Raw genomic sequence first — 13,669 nt, forward strand, 5'->3', positions numbered from 1 at the left:
CCTGCCACGCCTCCCGTGCCTACGATGCCTCCCGTGCCCGTGGCGCCCACCACACCCTCGGCGCCCTCGCCCGCGCGGCCGGAGACGCAGGCGCCCGGCGCCGCGGCGGAGCCGCTCGTCGAGAAGCCCTCTCCGGATGTCGCCCTCGCGCAGGACGCGTCACCGCTGCCCGGCGCCCACCGCGGCGGCTTCCAGCGACTGCCGACGGCCCCCGTCGCGGTGACGACGCAGTCCGCACCCGCCGAGCCCGGCACCGAGGAGTCCCTGCAATCGGAGCAATGGCTCGCCTCGCAGGCGCCGGCGATGCACCGCGGCCTCGCCGGGTGGGCGCTCGCCTTCGCGGTCGTCGGGCTGCTCGTGTCGCTGTTCGTCGGCTGGGGATTCCCCATCGGCCTGGTGGCGGTGGTGTCGGCGATCTTCGCGCTGCGGCGGCCGCTCGAGAGTCGCGCGGTCGCGGTGTGGGCGATCGCCGTCGGCACCGTCTCGATCCTCTACAGCGCCGGATGGCTCTACTTCGCCGCGACGCGGGCCGAGATGATCGGCTGACGCCGACCTCGACAGCGAGCGGATGTCAGACGCGGTCGGCGAGGATCGCGGTGCGACGGTTTCCGATGCGCGTGAGAATCAACGTCGCGTCGCCGTCTCCGCTCAGCTTCAGGCGCGTGCGCAGCACGGCGGGATCGACATCCACTCCCCGCTTCTTGATCTCGAGGCGGCCGATTCCCCGCTCGCGCAGCGCCTTCGCGAGAGCTTTCACATCGGCCGGCAGCACCTCACGCACGCGGAAGGTCGCGACGAAGGGCGAGGTGAGCGCGGCGTCCGAGGTGAGATACGCGATGTGCTCGTCGAGCATCCCGGCCTCGAGGGAGCGCGCGACGTCGCCGATGAGCCGGGCCCGGATGACCGCGCCGTCGGGCTCGTGCAGATAGGCGCCGAGCTCGCGCACCGGCTCGTCCGCGGCATCCGCTCCCGCCGTCAGCTCATGGGCGGTCTCGTCTCGCACGACGAGCGCCGCCCGGCGCACGCCCTCGCGCGCGAGAGCACCCGACCACAGCACGAGTTCGAGTGTCGACCCGCCGGCGCTCACCCACTGCGCCTCGACCTCGGCGGGGATGAGATCTCGGTCGAGCGCCGGTCCGAGCTTGACGCCCACCGGCACGCGGCGCGCGAGATCGAAGACCCAGTCCAGCGACGGTGACCAATCCTCGGGGCGGGTGCGCTTCGTCTCGGAATGCCCCGCCGTGCGCCGGGCCGGATCGAGCCACACCGCGTCGAGGCCTCGGAGATCGGTCTGCTCGGCCGTCCCGTGCCGCACCTCGACGTCGTCGCCGAAGGGCGCGAGGTTGTACGCCGCGATCGCCGCTGTCACCTCGTCGGCATCGACGGCCGCCACGCGCAGCCCGAGCGCCGCAAGACCCAGGGCGTCGCCGCCGATGCCGCAGCCGAGGTCGCCCACTCGCGAGAATCCCGCGTCGCGGAAGCGAGCGGCGTGACGTGCGGCGATCGGCAGGCGCGTGGCCTGCTCGAGACCGGCGCGGGTGAACAGCATCCGCTCGGCCAGATCGCCGAACTTCGCTCGTCCGCGCGTGCGCAGCCGGGCCTGACCGACGACCGCGGACACGAGGTCGGGGGAATGCCCCTCTTTGCGCAGTCGGGTCACCGCCTTCGCGACGTCGCCCGCGGACTCGACCGGAGGCATCCCGTCGAGCAGGCGCAGCCCTTCGGGGGTCAGCAATGCGGCGAATTCGGAGAGTTCCACCCGCCGAGCCTACGACCCGCATCCTGCCACCCGCCCCCGGGGCACCCCCTATCGAACCCCCGTACCCCCCGGGGGAGAGTGCGGGATTGCACCCGATGCCCGCGAAGGCGCACGTCACCAGACTCTGAACTACGAGCCGACTGGCACCTGTTCAAGAAAGAAGATCATCATGGCCGACGACAACACCAACATCCTGGGTCTTCAGACCAACACGGACCTGCTGTCCAACAACGACGTCCTCTCCAACAACGACAACTCGACCGAGACTGACGTCGACGTCGATGTCGAGGACTCGCTGAACGACAACTCGACCGATGTCGATGTCGAAGACACCGCGAACGAAGACTCCTACAACGACACCGAGGTCGACGTCGAGGACTCCTTCAACGAAGAGACCGAGATCGACACCGAGATCGACGTCGAGGACTCCTTCAACGAGACCGACACCGAGGTCGACGTCGAGGTCGACGACTCGTTCAACGACGACCACTCGATCAACACCGACGTGGACGTCGACATCGAAGACTCGTTCAACACGCAGACGCTGAACGACCACTCGATCACCACGGGCGTGCGTCAGTACTCGACGGGCTTCCGCGACCTGAACCTCAGCGGTGCCGGCGGCGGCGCCGGTCTGCTCGGTGCGGGTGGAGGCGGCGCCTTCATCGACAACCGTGCGACGCAGGTCGACCAGTCGGTCAACCAGAACATCTGGACCGACAGCGGCGGCGGCAACGTCTTCCAGGTCTTCGGGCAGACGGCAGGCGTGGCATCCGGCGACGGTGCGATCGCAGCGGGCGACGACGTCGACATCGACAACTCGACCAACTGGGACATCGACGTCGACATCGAGGACTCCTTCAACACGGACAACTCGGTCCAGGTCGAGATCGAGGACGCCTTCAACGACGACCACTCCACCGAGTGGGACGTGGAGCTGGACGACTCGTTCAACACCGACAACTCGACGGACTTGGACGTCGAGATCGAGGACTCCTTCCAGGACAACTCGGTCGAGATCGAGGACTCGTTCCAGCAGGACAACTCGACCGAAGTCGACGTCGAGCTGGAGGACTCCTTCAACGAGTACGACACCGAGGTCGAGGTCGAACTCGAGAACGACGGCATCATCAACAGCCCCGGTGCCGAGCAGAACGAAGTCGATCTGTTCTGATCCGGTTCGTGTGCGCCCGACCGCTCGACGCGGTCGGGCGCACACGCACCCGTCCGCGCGAGTGGACGAGCATACTGAGTAGCAGAGCAGGACGAGCAGGACCCTCGAGCACGACGTGGCGAGGAGGAGAGTGCGATGGCCGAGAGCCGAGAGTGGGACGGTGCCGACGAGGCGCCGTTCGATGACGCGCTCGTGGACGGCGACGATCTGGTCGCCGGTGACGAACCGGCCGGCCAAGACGCGGCAGACGACCCGTTGCCCGCATCGTCGTTCGATGCGAGCATCGAAGAGTTCCGTTTCGGGAACTCGTTCTCGGAGGAGATCGAGAACGTGACCGCTTCGGACTGGGATGTCGACGCCGACCTGCTGTGGGGAGACGCGGGATCCTTCGACTCGGGTGCCGAACCGGACGCCACGGCGTTCGACTTCCCCGCCTGATCTCCCTCGCACCGCAGCGAAGCAAGGAGCCGCAACCTTTGCCTGACGTCAACGATCCCGCCGCCGCGATCGGCACCGCCCTGGACCGGAGCGTCCACGAAGTGGCGGATGTCGACCTCATCGATCTGGTCGGAAAGGTCGGGAAGGCCGCCGCGCAGGCCGGGCGCCGAGACCTCGTCAGACGCCTCATCCAGACGCGCGACCGCCTGCGCGACCCCCATGTGCGAGTGATCATCGTCGGGGAGTTCAAGCAGGGCAAGAGCAAGCTCGTCAACGCCCTCGTCAACGCCCCCGCCTGTCCCGTCGACGACGACATCGCCACCACCGTTCCGACCATCGTCGGCTATGCGCCCGAGCCGTCCGCGACCGTGCTGGTGCAGCCCGAGGGGGAAGAGAAGGGCGAGCCCCAGCGCAAGGTCATCCCGATCACCGAACTCGCCGAGTACGTCTCGGCCAAGGGCAACCCCGACAACGTCCGGCGCATCGTCTCGGCCGAGGTGCTGCTGCCTCGCGAGATCCTGCGCGGCGGACTGCGCATCGTCGATTCACCGGGCGTGGGCGGCCTCGACTCGCGCAGCGCGCTGCTCACCCTCTCCGCGCTCTCGAGCGCGCACGCGGTCATCCTGGTCTCGGACGCCTCGCAGGAGTACACCGAACCCGAGATGCAGTTCCTACGCCATGCGATGCGTGTCTCGCCGAACGTCGCCGCCGTGCTCGCGAAGACCGATCTCTACCCTTCGTGGCGTGAGATCGAACAGATCGACAAGGATCACCTGGCCCGTATCGGAGAGATCCCGATCTTCTCCGTGTCGAGCGATCTGCGTCTTCTCGCCGCCGACACGCGCGATGCCGAGCTCAATGACGAATCCGGATTCCCCGCGCTCGTCACGCATCTGAGACACCAGATCCTCGAGCGCGCCGAAGACATCCACGAGCGAAGCGCCATGCACGACCTCGCATCGGTCGTCGATCAGCTGACGATCACCCTGCGCTCGGAGTTGACGGCGCTCGTCGATCCGGAAGAGAGCCCGCGGCTGATCGTCCAGCTCGAAGAGGCGAAGGCGCGCGCGGACGAGTTCCGCAGCCGCTCCGCGCGCTGGCAGGTCACGCTCACCGACGGCGTCGCGGATCTGATCGCCGACATGGAGCACGATCTGCGCGATCGGCTGCGCAAGGTGCAACGCGAGGCCGAGGCCTCCATCGATGCCGGCGACCCGGGCCCGATCTGGGACAGCATCACCGACTGGCTGAACGAGCGGGTCTCTTCGGCCGTGTCGGAGACCTTCGTCTGGACCGACGAGCGCGCGCGCTGGCTGTCGGAGCAGGTCGCCGAGCTGTTCATGGAGGGCGAGGAGAGCATCCCCGCGATCGACGTCGCAGACGCGGCCGGCGTCCTCGATCCGGTCGACGCGATCAGCGGCCTCGACGAAGGACGCATGAGCGCCGCGGAGAAGATCTTCATCGGGGTGCGCGGCTCCTACGGCGGAGTGCTCATGGTCGGCCTCGCGACGGGGCTCATCGGGCTGCCGCTGATCAACCCGCTCTCGCTGCTCGCGGGCATCGTCGTCGGACGCCGTGCCTTCCGCGAAGACATGGGCGCGCGGCTCACTCGGCGCCAGGCCGAGGCCAAGAACATCGTGCGACGCCATATCGACGAAGTGGTCTTCCAGGCCGGCAAGCAGCTCAAGGACCGGCTGCGGCTCGTCCAGCGCGCGGCCCGCGATCACTTCGGTGCGCTGGCCGACGAACTGCACCGCTCGTTCACCGAGGCGATGAGCGCCGCCAAGCAGGCGGCCGGCATCGACAGCGGAAAGCGGGACGAGCGCATCAAGGTGCTGCGGGTGCAGCTGCGCCAGCTCGATGCGCTCCGGTCGCGGATATCGGCGCCCGTCCCGCAGGAGCAGGCAGCGATCGGCATGCAGGAGCCGGCGGCGATCAGCCGATGAGAGGGGTTTCGCAATGAACGAACCCGCCATCGCCGACGCACGTCGACTCGCGAGAGACGCGCTCGCCCTGTACGAAGACGATCCCGCTGCCGAGATCATCCGCGCGTACGAGCGGAGGCTGCAGGGCCCGTTGCGCATCGCCGTGGCCGGCATGGTCAAGGCCGGCAAATCCACGCTGCTCAACGCGCTGCTGGGCGAGTCCATCGCCGCGACGGATGCCGGGGAGTGCACGCGCGTGGTCACCTGGTACCGGCGAGCGAGCACACCGAGCATCACGCTCCATCCGCACGAGGGCCCGCCGCGTCGGCTGCGCTTCCAGCGTGAAGAGGGCCGAGTCGTGATCGATCTGGGCTCGACGACCGCCGACGAGGTCGCGTGGATCGACGTCGGCTGGCCGTCCGAGAGCCTGCGCTCGCTCATCCTGATCGACACCCCGGGGATCGCGTCGCTGTCCCCCGAGGTCTCCGCACGGGCGACGTCCTTTCTCACGCAGAACAGCACGGCATCGGCTGCCGACGCGGTCATCTACCTCATGCGGCATCTGCACTCTTCCGACCGGCACTTCCTCGAGTCGTTCCGCGACGCCGCGCTCGGCGGATCCCTCACCGTGAATGCGGTCGCTGTGCTCTCTCGAGCCGATGAGATCGGCGCGGCACGCATCGACTCGCTGTTGTCGGCCGGGCAGGTGGCGCAGCGCTACGCGAGTGACGGGGACCTGCACTCGCTCGTGCTCGACGTCATCCCCGTCGCGGGTCTCGTCGCGGAGGCTGCCCGCACGCTCCGCGAAGACGAGTTCCGCGCGCTCAGCGAGGTTGCGAGTCTCGAGCGCGGAGCGAGGGAGAAACTGCTCCTGTCGGCCGATCGATTCGCGAGGCCGTCGGATGCCACGGCGCTGAGCGAGGCGACCCGACGCGAGCTGCTGTCGCGCTTCGGGCTGTTCGGCATACGACTCTCGGCCGCGCTCATCCGAGGCGGCGCGAAGACCTCGACGGCGCTCGCCGAAGGTCTCATCGGGCAGAGCGGGCTCAACGCTCTGCAGGCGACCATGACCGACCATTTTCGTGCGCGCGCCGACACGCTCAAGGTGTACGGCGTGCTTCCCGGCCTGGAACAGGTGCTTCGCGATCGGCCGCGACCGGGCAGCGCGGCGCTTCTGGCCGAGATCGAGCGCATCTTCGCGACGACGCACTCATTGCGCGAGTTGGCCGCGCTCTCGCGGACTCGCGCGGGCGGTTACCCGCTCCCGGCGCAACGGCTCCTGGAAGCGGAGCGGATCGTCGGCGGGAGCGGCTCGTCGGTCGCGATACGACTGAGCCTGGACGATGCCGCGGACGGTGAGACGGTCCGCATGCGCGCCGACGAGCTGCTCACGCAATGGCGAAACCTCGCCGAGTCGCCCCTCACCCCACGGGGTGCCGTGGGACTCTGCCACATCGTCATTCGCAGCCTGGAGCAGATCGCGTCAGACGACGGGCGGAGCGTCGCCCTTCTGATGGGGAACGATGTCGTGTCTCCGCGCTGACCACGCGATCGCCTTCGGCATCACCGACGACAGCAGCGCGAGCAGCACCAGCGCGCACTGAGCGGCGAGGATCAGTCGCAGCGGTGCGGCGCGTTCCCCCGTCAGCGCGAGATCGAGGGCGATCACGAGTGTGAGCACCTGGATCACCAAAGTCAGCAGCTGCCACCACCGCATTTTGGGGCGGCGGCCCATGAACGACACCAGCAGCGTGATCTGCACGAGCAGCACCCCGACGAGAATCCCGAACACGGACCAGAAGATGATGTCGGCGGCGGTCGTGTAGGTCTGGTCGTTCCGCGCGGGGTCGACGGTCTTCACCGCCTCGGCGATCAGCGGCAGCTGCTCTCTGCGGATGATGAAGCTGTACACCACTCCGAACCCGCCGACGGCGAAGCTCAGGATCCAGAAGAGCTGAGTCATGCGGATCGAGAACGGCGGCGTGAGCTTGGTGAGCACGGGGGCCGCGTTCGCGCTGGCGAGCGTCGGCCGCGCGGGCGGTGCTTTCGGCGGTCCGGACGGAGGGGGAGCAGGCGGAAGAGCCGGGGCGGGAACGACCGCGGATCTCGAAGCGGGAGGTGGAAAGGCAGGGGCCGGAACGACCGCGGACGTCGGAGGCGGGGGTGGAAGGGCGGGAGTCCTCGGGGCTGACGCCGGCCGGGCCGCAGCCGGAACCGCAGCGTCCGTGGGACGCTGCGGTTGTACGGCAGGCGGACGAGCCTGGGATGACGGGTCGACCACCGTCGCCTACTGCTCCTCGCTCATTTCGTCCACGTACGGGACCTCTTCGACGATCGCGGGCTCGGTGGGTTCGCTCCAGACGGCCTCGTCGACTTCCGCAGCGGCTGCCGGCTCGACGGGCGCCTGCGCGACCGTCTCCACCACGTCCGCCGCCTCCTGCGGCACACCCGCGTCCACGGCGGCATCGAGTTGCTCGACCGGCGGCGTCGCAGCATCCTCGAGCGGTTCCGGCGCCTCCTCGGCGAGTTCCTCGAGGTCCGGCTCGGCGTCTGTCGTGCCGGCCTCGGCGTCCGCCACGGCGTCGTCGATGAGGCCGGCGACCAGCGGATCGGTGTCGTCCTCGGCCGCGTCGTCCGGCGGTGCGCCGGTCGTCGTGACATCGTCTCCGGCCGCGATCGAGTCGTCGCCCGATGCGACGCCTGCGGTCTGGTCGAAGACCTGGGTGACGTCGCCGCCCTCGGTCCAGATGTTCTGGTTCACGGACTGGTCGACGATCGTCGCGCGATTGTCGATCATGGTCCAGTTCGTGGTGATCCGGGTGATCTCGTTCACGACGTCGTTGTGGTTCGACGGCGGGGACGGCGGGTTCACCTTTGGGGCTACATCCGCCCGGTCGTAGATGACCGGGGCGACGGCGCGCACATCGTCTGCGCAGACGTCGGACAGCTTGTTCTTCGCAAGCGTGGTCTCGGGATCCTGCTTGAGCGCTTCGAGCGCTGCAGGATCACGGAGCAGGCTGAGGATGAACTCAATAATCGAGTTGGCGACAGTCGCCAATGGCGTGGTCATGTGACGACACCTCCGCGGTTCGTTTTGATGGCGATTGATTCAGGATAGGTCTGTCGTGTTTCGGAAGCATCGGGGGTTCCCCCGATGCTCCGGGGGTGGGGGTGCGGGGTCATGCACCGGCCGCCTCTCGGCCGGGTGAACCGGCCAGTGCTGGGGCATCCTCCAGCGCTATGCGGAGCTTGGAGAGAAGGTCTGATCTCGACGTGGCGTCGAGGCGCCGGCGGATGTGAGCGATGTGATGCTCGGCCGTGCGCGGCGAGATGAAGATGGCTGCACCGATCTCGGCGTAGGTCTTTCCCTGCAGGACCAGCTCGGCGACCTCGCGCTCGCGTTCGCTGAGCAGACCGTCCGTCACAGCCTCCGGCGTCTCGTTGCCATCCCCTGCCGGGTCGGCCGAGCGCGCGTTGTCGCGCGGGTGCAGCTCGCGCGCGCAGGCGAGCAGTCGCGCGATCACCCGGCGATCCTCCGAGCGCCCGGCGCCGTGCCCGGCCAGCCGTGCGCCGTCCCACGCGAGACCCACCGTGGCGAGGCCGCGCGCAGCGGCCTCGACCGCGTCGGGGTCGACCGTGCCCGCGAGCACCGATGTCCAGACCCGCCCGGCTCCGGCCATGCGGGCGGCGAGACGGTTGTGCGGCGCTGCCGCGACGAGCGCCCGTGCGTGGGGCGCGAGGGCCTCGGGCTGATTCAGGAGGATGCCCCGCTGTATGCCCGCCCAGTGCAGGGGAGCCGACCAGGCAGCCGGCTCTCCGAGATCGGCGACGAGTCGGAGGGCGCGCTCGAACGGCACGCGCATGCGGTCGGCATCGCCCAGCCGTGCGGCAGCGATGACGAGCTCGCCGAGCGGCAGGAGCGTGTACAGGTCGGGCTCGGTGCGCGTGATGCGCGCTCGCGAGGCCTCCCAGGCCGCAGCGAGGCCGGCGGCGTCGTCGTAGCGGCGAGCGAGGCCGATCGTGATCGTCGCGGCGAAGGCGTCGTCGCGAGGGGAGAGCACGCCGCTCTCGGTCGCGCGATCCAATGCGGCTCGCGCGTCGGCGGGGTGTTCGCGCTGGAGGGCGATCCAGGCCGACCACAGGCTCAGCCGCGCCGTGCGATGGGGGCCGCCCTGCTGGGCATGCAGCGCATCGTCGACGATCGTCTGCGCCGTCTTGAGATCGCCCAGTCCGATCGCCGCCGCCGCCGCGATCACCGCGGGCAGCTCGACCGCGGGGCCGGCATCGGCTGACGCCGTGTACAACTCGGATGCCCGTTGCAGGTCCGGCAGCGCGGTCGCTTCGGCCGCGGTCGACAGTGTCGCCGTCAGGCCGCGGTCCCACAGTTCGTAGGCCGTGCGCAGCGTCGACGGCGACGCGGCCTGGGACGGCTCGGACGCAGCTTCCGCTCCTTCCACCCTCCCGGCGCCGAGTGCCGCGAGGCGGGCGCGCGTCTGTGCGCCGATGCCGCACGCGCGCACCGATCGATAGGTGTCGTCGGCGAGCTGCATCATTCCTCTGTCGGCCCATACTGCGGCCGACAGGTCGCTGAGCCGGCCGACGGACGTGGGGGGAGCGGCCGCCAGCCGGGTGTCCAGGAGCACCCCGGCCTCGTCGAGCCGTCCCAGCGCCCAGGCCGCATACGCGCGGTCCTCGGCGAGCAGGTCGGGCTCGGCGCCGCACGCCAGGGCGAGGTCGAAGAGCGTGTTCGCGAGGGCGGGATCCTGCGGAAGCAACTCCGGCGCGCGGGCGGCCAGGGCATCCGCTATCCGGGCGTCCTTGACGCCGTCGAGACTCCGGAGCAGTCGCTCATCGTGCAGCTCCGTTGCGGATGCGGACCGGATGATGTGGATCATCCGAGTCACGGGGGCGACCGCGCGGACGGCGTCGGCGATGACGGGCGCGGGGTGGCCGTCATCCATGAGGAGGCCCTCGGCGTATCCCTCCCACAGCAGCGCGTCGACATCGTCGGGCCGAGTCGCGGCATCCGTCGCCGAGGAGAGCCCGAGCGAGAGATCGTCGACGAGGCTCCGCAACGCCGGGCGCACCGACATCAGGCGGTGCAGGATACGGGGTCGCAGAGCATCGCGCAGCGTCCGGTGGGCGGGGTCGTTTCGGCAGTCGTCCGCGTCGTGCATGTCGAGGCATCCGTGAACGAGCCATGTGATGCCGCCCGTGAGCTGCAGGACGGCTTCTTCGCAGCGGCCATCCAGTTCGTCGCCCGCTTCTTCGCGCAGCCCGTGCCGGGTCACGTCACCCAGCAGGATCGTGCGATGGCTGCGCTCGAGCGCCAGAACCAGAGCGCCCAGCTGTGGCCCCGCGGGCCAGGTCCGCGCGGCGACGAGGAGTCCGGCATCGGGGTCCTCGGCGCGGTGTGCGAGGGCGATCAGTCGATCATCCGTGAGCAGCTGCGCGTCGTCGACCAGCAGCACCGCCTCTGCCGGTATCTCATCGACATCGGTGCCCTCGCGCAGCCAGATCGTATCGGTGCCCTCGTCCTCGAGCAGCAGGGCGAGGCGGTGCAGCATCGTGGTCTTGCCGGAGCCCGCGCTTCCGGAGATGACCGCCCTCGCGGCTTCACCCGGGAAGCGGAACGCATCGAGCTCGGCGCTGGTGCGCGCGAGCGGCCGGACATGGGGCTCGGTGAACGTGGGTATCGACGACATCACTGGATCTCCGGGATCGACGTCGAGGTCGGCGACGGTTCCGGTTCGGGTGCCGGGGCTTCGAGAGTCGGCTCGGGCGCCGGGGGCTCGGGCGAGGGCTCGGGTGCCGGGGGCTCCGGCTCGGGCGCCGGAGGCTCGGGCGTCGGCTCGGGTGCCGGCGGCTCCGGAGTGGGCTCGGGTGCGGGCGGCTCGGTCGTCGGCGTCGGCGTCGGTGCCGGCGGTTCGGTGGTCGGCTCGGGTGCCGGCGGTTCCGGCTCGGTCGTCGGCTCGACAGGGTTCGGTGTCACGGGGTCGGTCGTCGTTCCGCCCGGCGTCGTCTCGTCACCGGTGCCGGAACCCGACGTGTCCGAGCCCGAGCCTGCCGGTGTCGTGCCGGAACCCGTGCTCGGAGTCGGCGTACCGCCCTTGGGAGCTGTGGGGGAAGCCGGGGGAGCAGTCGGCGTCGGGGCGACGCGCTCGGCGACCGCTTGGCGGGGGTTCGGCCTCGCCGAACGAGGTTCGGTGCCCTTGCCGATCGGTGCCGTGATCGCCGGCGGCGCCTGCTGGGCGCTCGACGACATCGGCTCGGCCGCGGCTGCGCCGGCTTCGAACGTGATGCCCAGCCATTCGCTCAGCGAGGCGGGCTCGGCGTTCTGGAGGCGGGATCCGGGAGCGAGATTCGTCGTGCTCAGCAGCACGATGCCGCTGGCGAGCACGAGCGCCCCGCCGGCGACGGCTGCCGTGGCGGGCAGCCGGTGGAACCAGCGCTTCGGCTTCACGGCGGCTGCGGCGTCATCTGATGCGGTGGCTGATTCCGTGGCTGTGAGCGCGCGGGCGCCGACCTCGCCGGTGAGCGCGGCCGCGGCATCCGGAGAATCCACGCCGACGAGCGCGACGGCGCCGAGTCCGGCCAGGGGAGCGATGGCTCCACGGCCGTTGAGGTGGTCGAACAGCACCCGGGTCGCTCCGAGGGCGACGACGGCCTTCGGGTCGGCGTCGACGGCGATGGGCGCATCGAACCGCTCCGAGAGCAGCTGGGCGACGCGCGGGATCCGCGAGGAGCCGCCGGTGAGCAGGATCGCGTCGAGCCGGTCGCCGATGTCGTTCGCCTCGAGCGTGGACTGGAGCAGGTCGATCGTTCGCTGGATCCCCGGCTCGATGAGATCTTCGAACTCTGCGCGAGTGATCCGCACCGTCGCCCCGGCGCCCGCGATCAGCACCGGGATCGCCGCCTCGGAATCGAACGAGAGCGCCTCTTTCGCCTCGACGCACTCTCGACGAAGCGTGGAGAGGGCGACGCGTGCGTCCGCATCCGCGGCGAGGTCGTCTGCCGAGAGTCCGGCGGCGGTGAACGTGAGACCCAGCACCAGGTCATCGAAGTCGGCACCGCCGAAGTCTCCGATGCCGGTGGGCGTGCCGACGATGCGAAGGTCGCCGTCATCGTCTTTGCCGACGAGGGCCACGTCGAACGTGCCGCCGCCGAGGTCGTAGACCGCCAGAACGCGGCCCGCACCGAGGGGTGTCGTGGATTCGTAGTGCCATGCGGCGGCGACGGGTTCGCTCACGAGCTCCACGGGGCACGAGACCTCGCGCGCCAGTGCTGCGGCCACCAGGCTCCGGCGATAGTCGCCCCAGGTCACCGGCACCGTCGCGATGATCGCGTCCGGTTGCACGCCCTCCCGCTCGGAGACGGCATCCACCACCCAGGCCACCATGCGGGCGAAGAGGTCTTCGGCGGCGAACCGCTGACCCGCGACGACCACGGGGACGTCGTCCCCGATGCGCCGCTTGAACTCCCGCACGAGGCGCTCGGGCTGTGCCAGCCCGCGTCGTTCCGCGGCTTCGCCGAAGAGCAGACCGTCGTGCGACACGAACACCGCGCTCGGCGCACTGTCTGCCTGGCGGCCCAGTGCGAACCGCGCAGTATCTATCGTTCCCGCTGAAGTAATCCTCGCCGTAGACGCGGCAGTCCTGCTCGTGCCGATATCCACGGCGAGTACATAGGCACTCGACGTCATTGTCCGAATCCCCCAAGATCTGGACGCGTTCTCCCCCAGGGACTGGTTTACCACCGCTGGTCCTCCAGCGCGAGGGGTAACGCGCAAGATGTGCATATATCGGCTACGAGGCTGTCCGGTCGCCGCGTGATACATGGGATCGGGAAATTCTCCTCATCCGCCTTGTGGCGCGGGTGACCCTCTGTGACACGGACTGGCACTCGCGTTGCGTGAGTGCCAGCGCCCCGCCTAGACTGAATGTCAGCACTCTCAACACCAGAGTGCTAACGAGTCTTCAGTCTCAAGAAAGCAGAGGTAGACCGTGTCGGTTTCCATCAAGCCGCTCGAGGACCGCATTGTCATCAAGCAGGTCGAGGCCGAGCAGACCACGTCCAGTGGCCTCGTCATCCCCGACACTGCCAAGGAGAAGCCCCAGGAGGGCGAGGTCGTGGCGGTGGGTCCCGGTCGTATCGACGACAACGGCAACCGCATCCCGCTCGACGTCGCCGTGGGTGACCGTGTGATCTACAGCAAGTACGGCGGCACCGAGGTCAAGTTCGGCGGTGACGATCTCCTCGTCCTGTCGGCGCGCGACGTCCTCGCCGTCGTCGTCCGCTGATTCTTCGCGCTTCGCGCGAGTGACGAGAGGGTCGGGTGCTTCGGCATCCGGCCCTCTCGTCGTGTCTGCCGTC

Annotated in this window: 11 protein-coding genes; 6 read left to right on the forward strand and 5 right to left on the reverse strand. The window is 69.5% G+C overall.

Annotated features, from left to right (window positions below):
- Positions 1-24 precede the first annotated feature (24 nt).
- On the forward strand, positions 25-546 hold the full coding sequence (locus KEC57_RS18050) for a hypothetical protein (protein WP_267492823.1): 522 nt from the start codon (positions 25-27) through the stop codon (positions 544-546).
- A 25-nt stretch (positions 547-571) separates the two neighbouring features.
- On the opposite strand, the gene KEC57_RS18055 is transcribed toward KEC57_RS18050, so the two are convergent.
- Positions 572-1,759 carry a THUMP-like domain-containing protein gene (locus tag KEC57_RS18055; RefSeq protein WP_229386094.1) on the reverse strand — a complete coding sequence of 396 codons (1,188 nt, stop codon included), beginning with the start codon at positions 1,757-1,759 and terminating at the stop codon, positions 572-574.
- A 169-nt stretch (positions 1,760-1,928) separates the two neighbouring features.
- Here KEC57_RS18055 and KEC57_RS18060 point away from each other — a divergent pair, with 169 nt between their 5' ends.
- From KEC57_RS18060 to KEC57_RS18075, 4 genes are all read left to right on the forward strand, one after another.
- Positions 1,929-2,933: a hypothetical protein gene (locus KEC57_RS18060; protein ID WP_229386095.1), complete on the forward strand. Its 1,005-nt coding sequence runs from the start codon at positions 1,929-1,931 to the stop codon at positions 2,931-2,933.
- A gap of 135 nt (positions 2,934-3,068) precedes the next feature.
- The gene (locus KEC57_RS18065) at positions 3,069-3,371 is read left to right on the forward strand and encodes a hypothetical protein (RefSeq protein ID WP_229386096.1); all 303 of its coding nucleotides are present in this window, start codon (positions 3,069-3,071) and stop codon (positions 3,369-3,371) included.
- A gap of 38 nt (positions 3,372-3,409) precedes the next feature.
- Positions 3,410-5,317, forward strand: coding sequence for a dynamin family protein (locus KEC57_RS18070; RefSeq protein ID WP_229386097.1), 1,908 nt, complete (start codon positions 3,410-3,412; stop codon positions 5,315-5,317).
- Between the two features lie 13 nt (positions 5,318-5,330).
- Positions 5,331-6,839: a dynamin family protein gene (locus tag KEC57_RS18075; protein WP_229386098.1), complete on the forward strand. Its 1,509-nt coding sequence runs from the start codon at positions 5,331-5,333 to the stop codon at positions 6,837-6,839.
- On the opposite strand, the gene KEC57_RS18080 is transcribed toward KEC57_RS18075, so the two are convergent.
- The 4 genes from KEC57_RS18080 to KEC57_RS18095 form a co-directional block, all read right to left on the reverse strand.
- Positions 6,780-7,295, reverse strand: a complete 516-nt coding sequence (locus KEC57_RS18080) for a hypothetical protein (protein WP_229386122.1) — start codon at positions 7,293-7,295, stop codon at positions 6,780-6,782. The genes KEC57_RS18075 and KEC57_RS18080 overlap by 60 nt on opposite strands.
- A 288-nt stretch (positions 7,296-7,583) precedes the next feature.
- Positions 7,584-8,366: an IniB N-terminal domain-containing protein gene (locus KEC57_RS18085; RefSeq protein ID WP_229386099.1), complete on the reverse strand. Its 783-nt coding sequence runs from the start codon at positions 8,364-8,366 to the stop codon at positions 7,584-7,586.
- Positions 8,367-8,475: 109 nt separating this feature from the next.
- Positions 8,476-11,001: a LuxR C-terminal-related transcriptional regulator gene (locus tag KEC57_RS18090; RefSeq protein WP_229386100.1), complete on the reverse strand. Its 2,526-nt coding sequence runs from the start codon at positions 10,999-11,001 to the stop codon at positions 8,476-8,478.
- Positions 11,001-12,851: an Hsp70 family protein gene (locus KEC57_RS18095; RefSeq protein ID WP_229386101.1), complete on the reverse strand. Its 1,851-nt coding sequence runs from the start codon at positions 12,849-12,851 to the stop codon at positions 11,001-11,003. The genes KEC57_RS18090 and KEC57_RS18095 overlap by 1 nt, the downstream gene beginning before the upstream one ends.
- A 448-nt stretch (positions 12,852-13,299) precedes the next feature.
- On the opposite strand from KEC57_RS18095, the gene groES reads away from it, so the two are divergent.
- Positions 13,300-13,596, forward strand: coding sequence for a co-chaperone GroES (gene groES, locus KEC57_RS18100; protein WP_194414427.1), 297 nt, complete (start codon positions 13,300-13,302; stop codon positions 13,594-13,596).
- Positions 13,597-13,669 lie beyond the last annotated feature (73 nt).

The sequence above is a fragment of the Microbacterium allomyrinae genome (genome assembly GCF_020682705.1).
Classification (GTDB): domain Bacteria; phylum Actinomycetota; class Actinomycetes; order Actinomycetales; family Microbacteriaceae; genus Microbacterium; species Microbacterium allomyrinae.

Bases quoted from the DNA above. Each gene is read 5' to 3' on its own strand.
- KEC57_RS18075 (WP_229386098.1), top strand. From the start codon at position 5,331: ATGAACGAACCCGCCATCGCCGACGCACGTCGACTCGCGAGAGACGCG.
- KEC57_RS18090 (WP_229386100.1), bottom strand. From the start codon at position 11,001: ATGTCGTCGATACCCACGTTCACCGAGCCCCATGTCCGGCCGCTCGCG.
- KEC57_RS18060 (WP_229386095.1), top strand. From the start codon at position 1,929: ATGGCCGACGACAACACCAACATCCTGGGTCTTCAGACCAACACGGAC.
- KEC57_RS18050 (WP_267492823.1), top strand. From the start codon at position 25: ATGCCTCCCGTGCCCGTGGCGCCCACCACACCCTCGGCGCCCTCGCCC.
- KEC57_RS18085 (WP_229386099.1), bottom strand. From the start codon at position 8,366: ATGACCACGCCATTGGCGACTGTCGCCAACTCGATTATTGAGTTCATC.
- KEC57_RS18065 (WP_229386096.1), top strand. From the start codon at position 3,069: ATGGCCGAGAGCCGAGAGTGGGACGGTGCCGACGAGGCGCCGTTCGAT.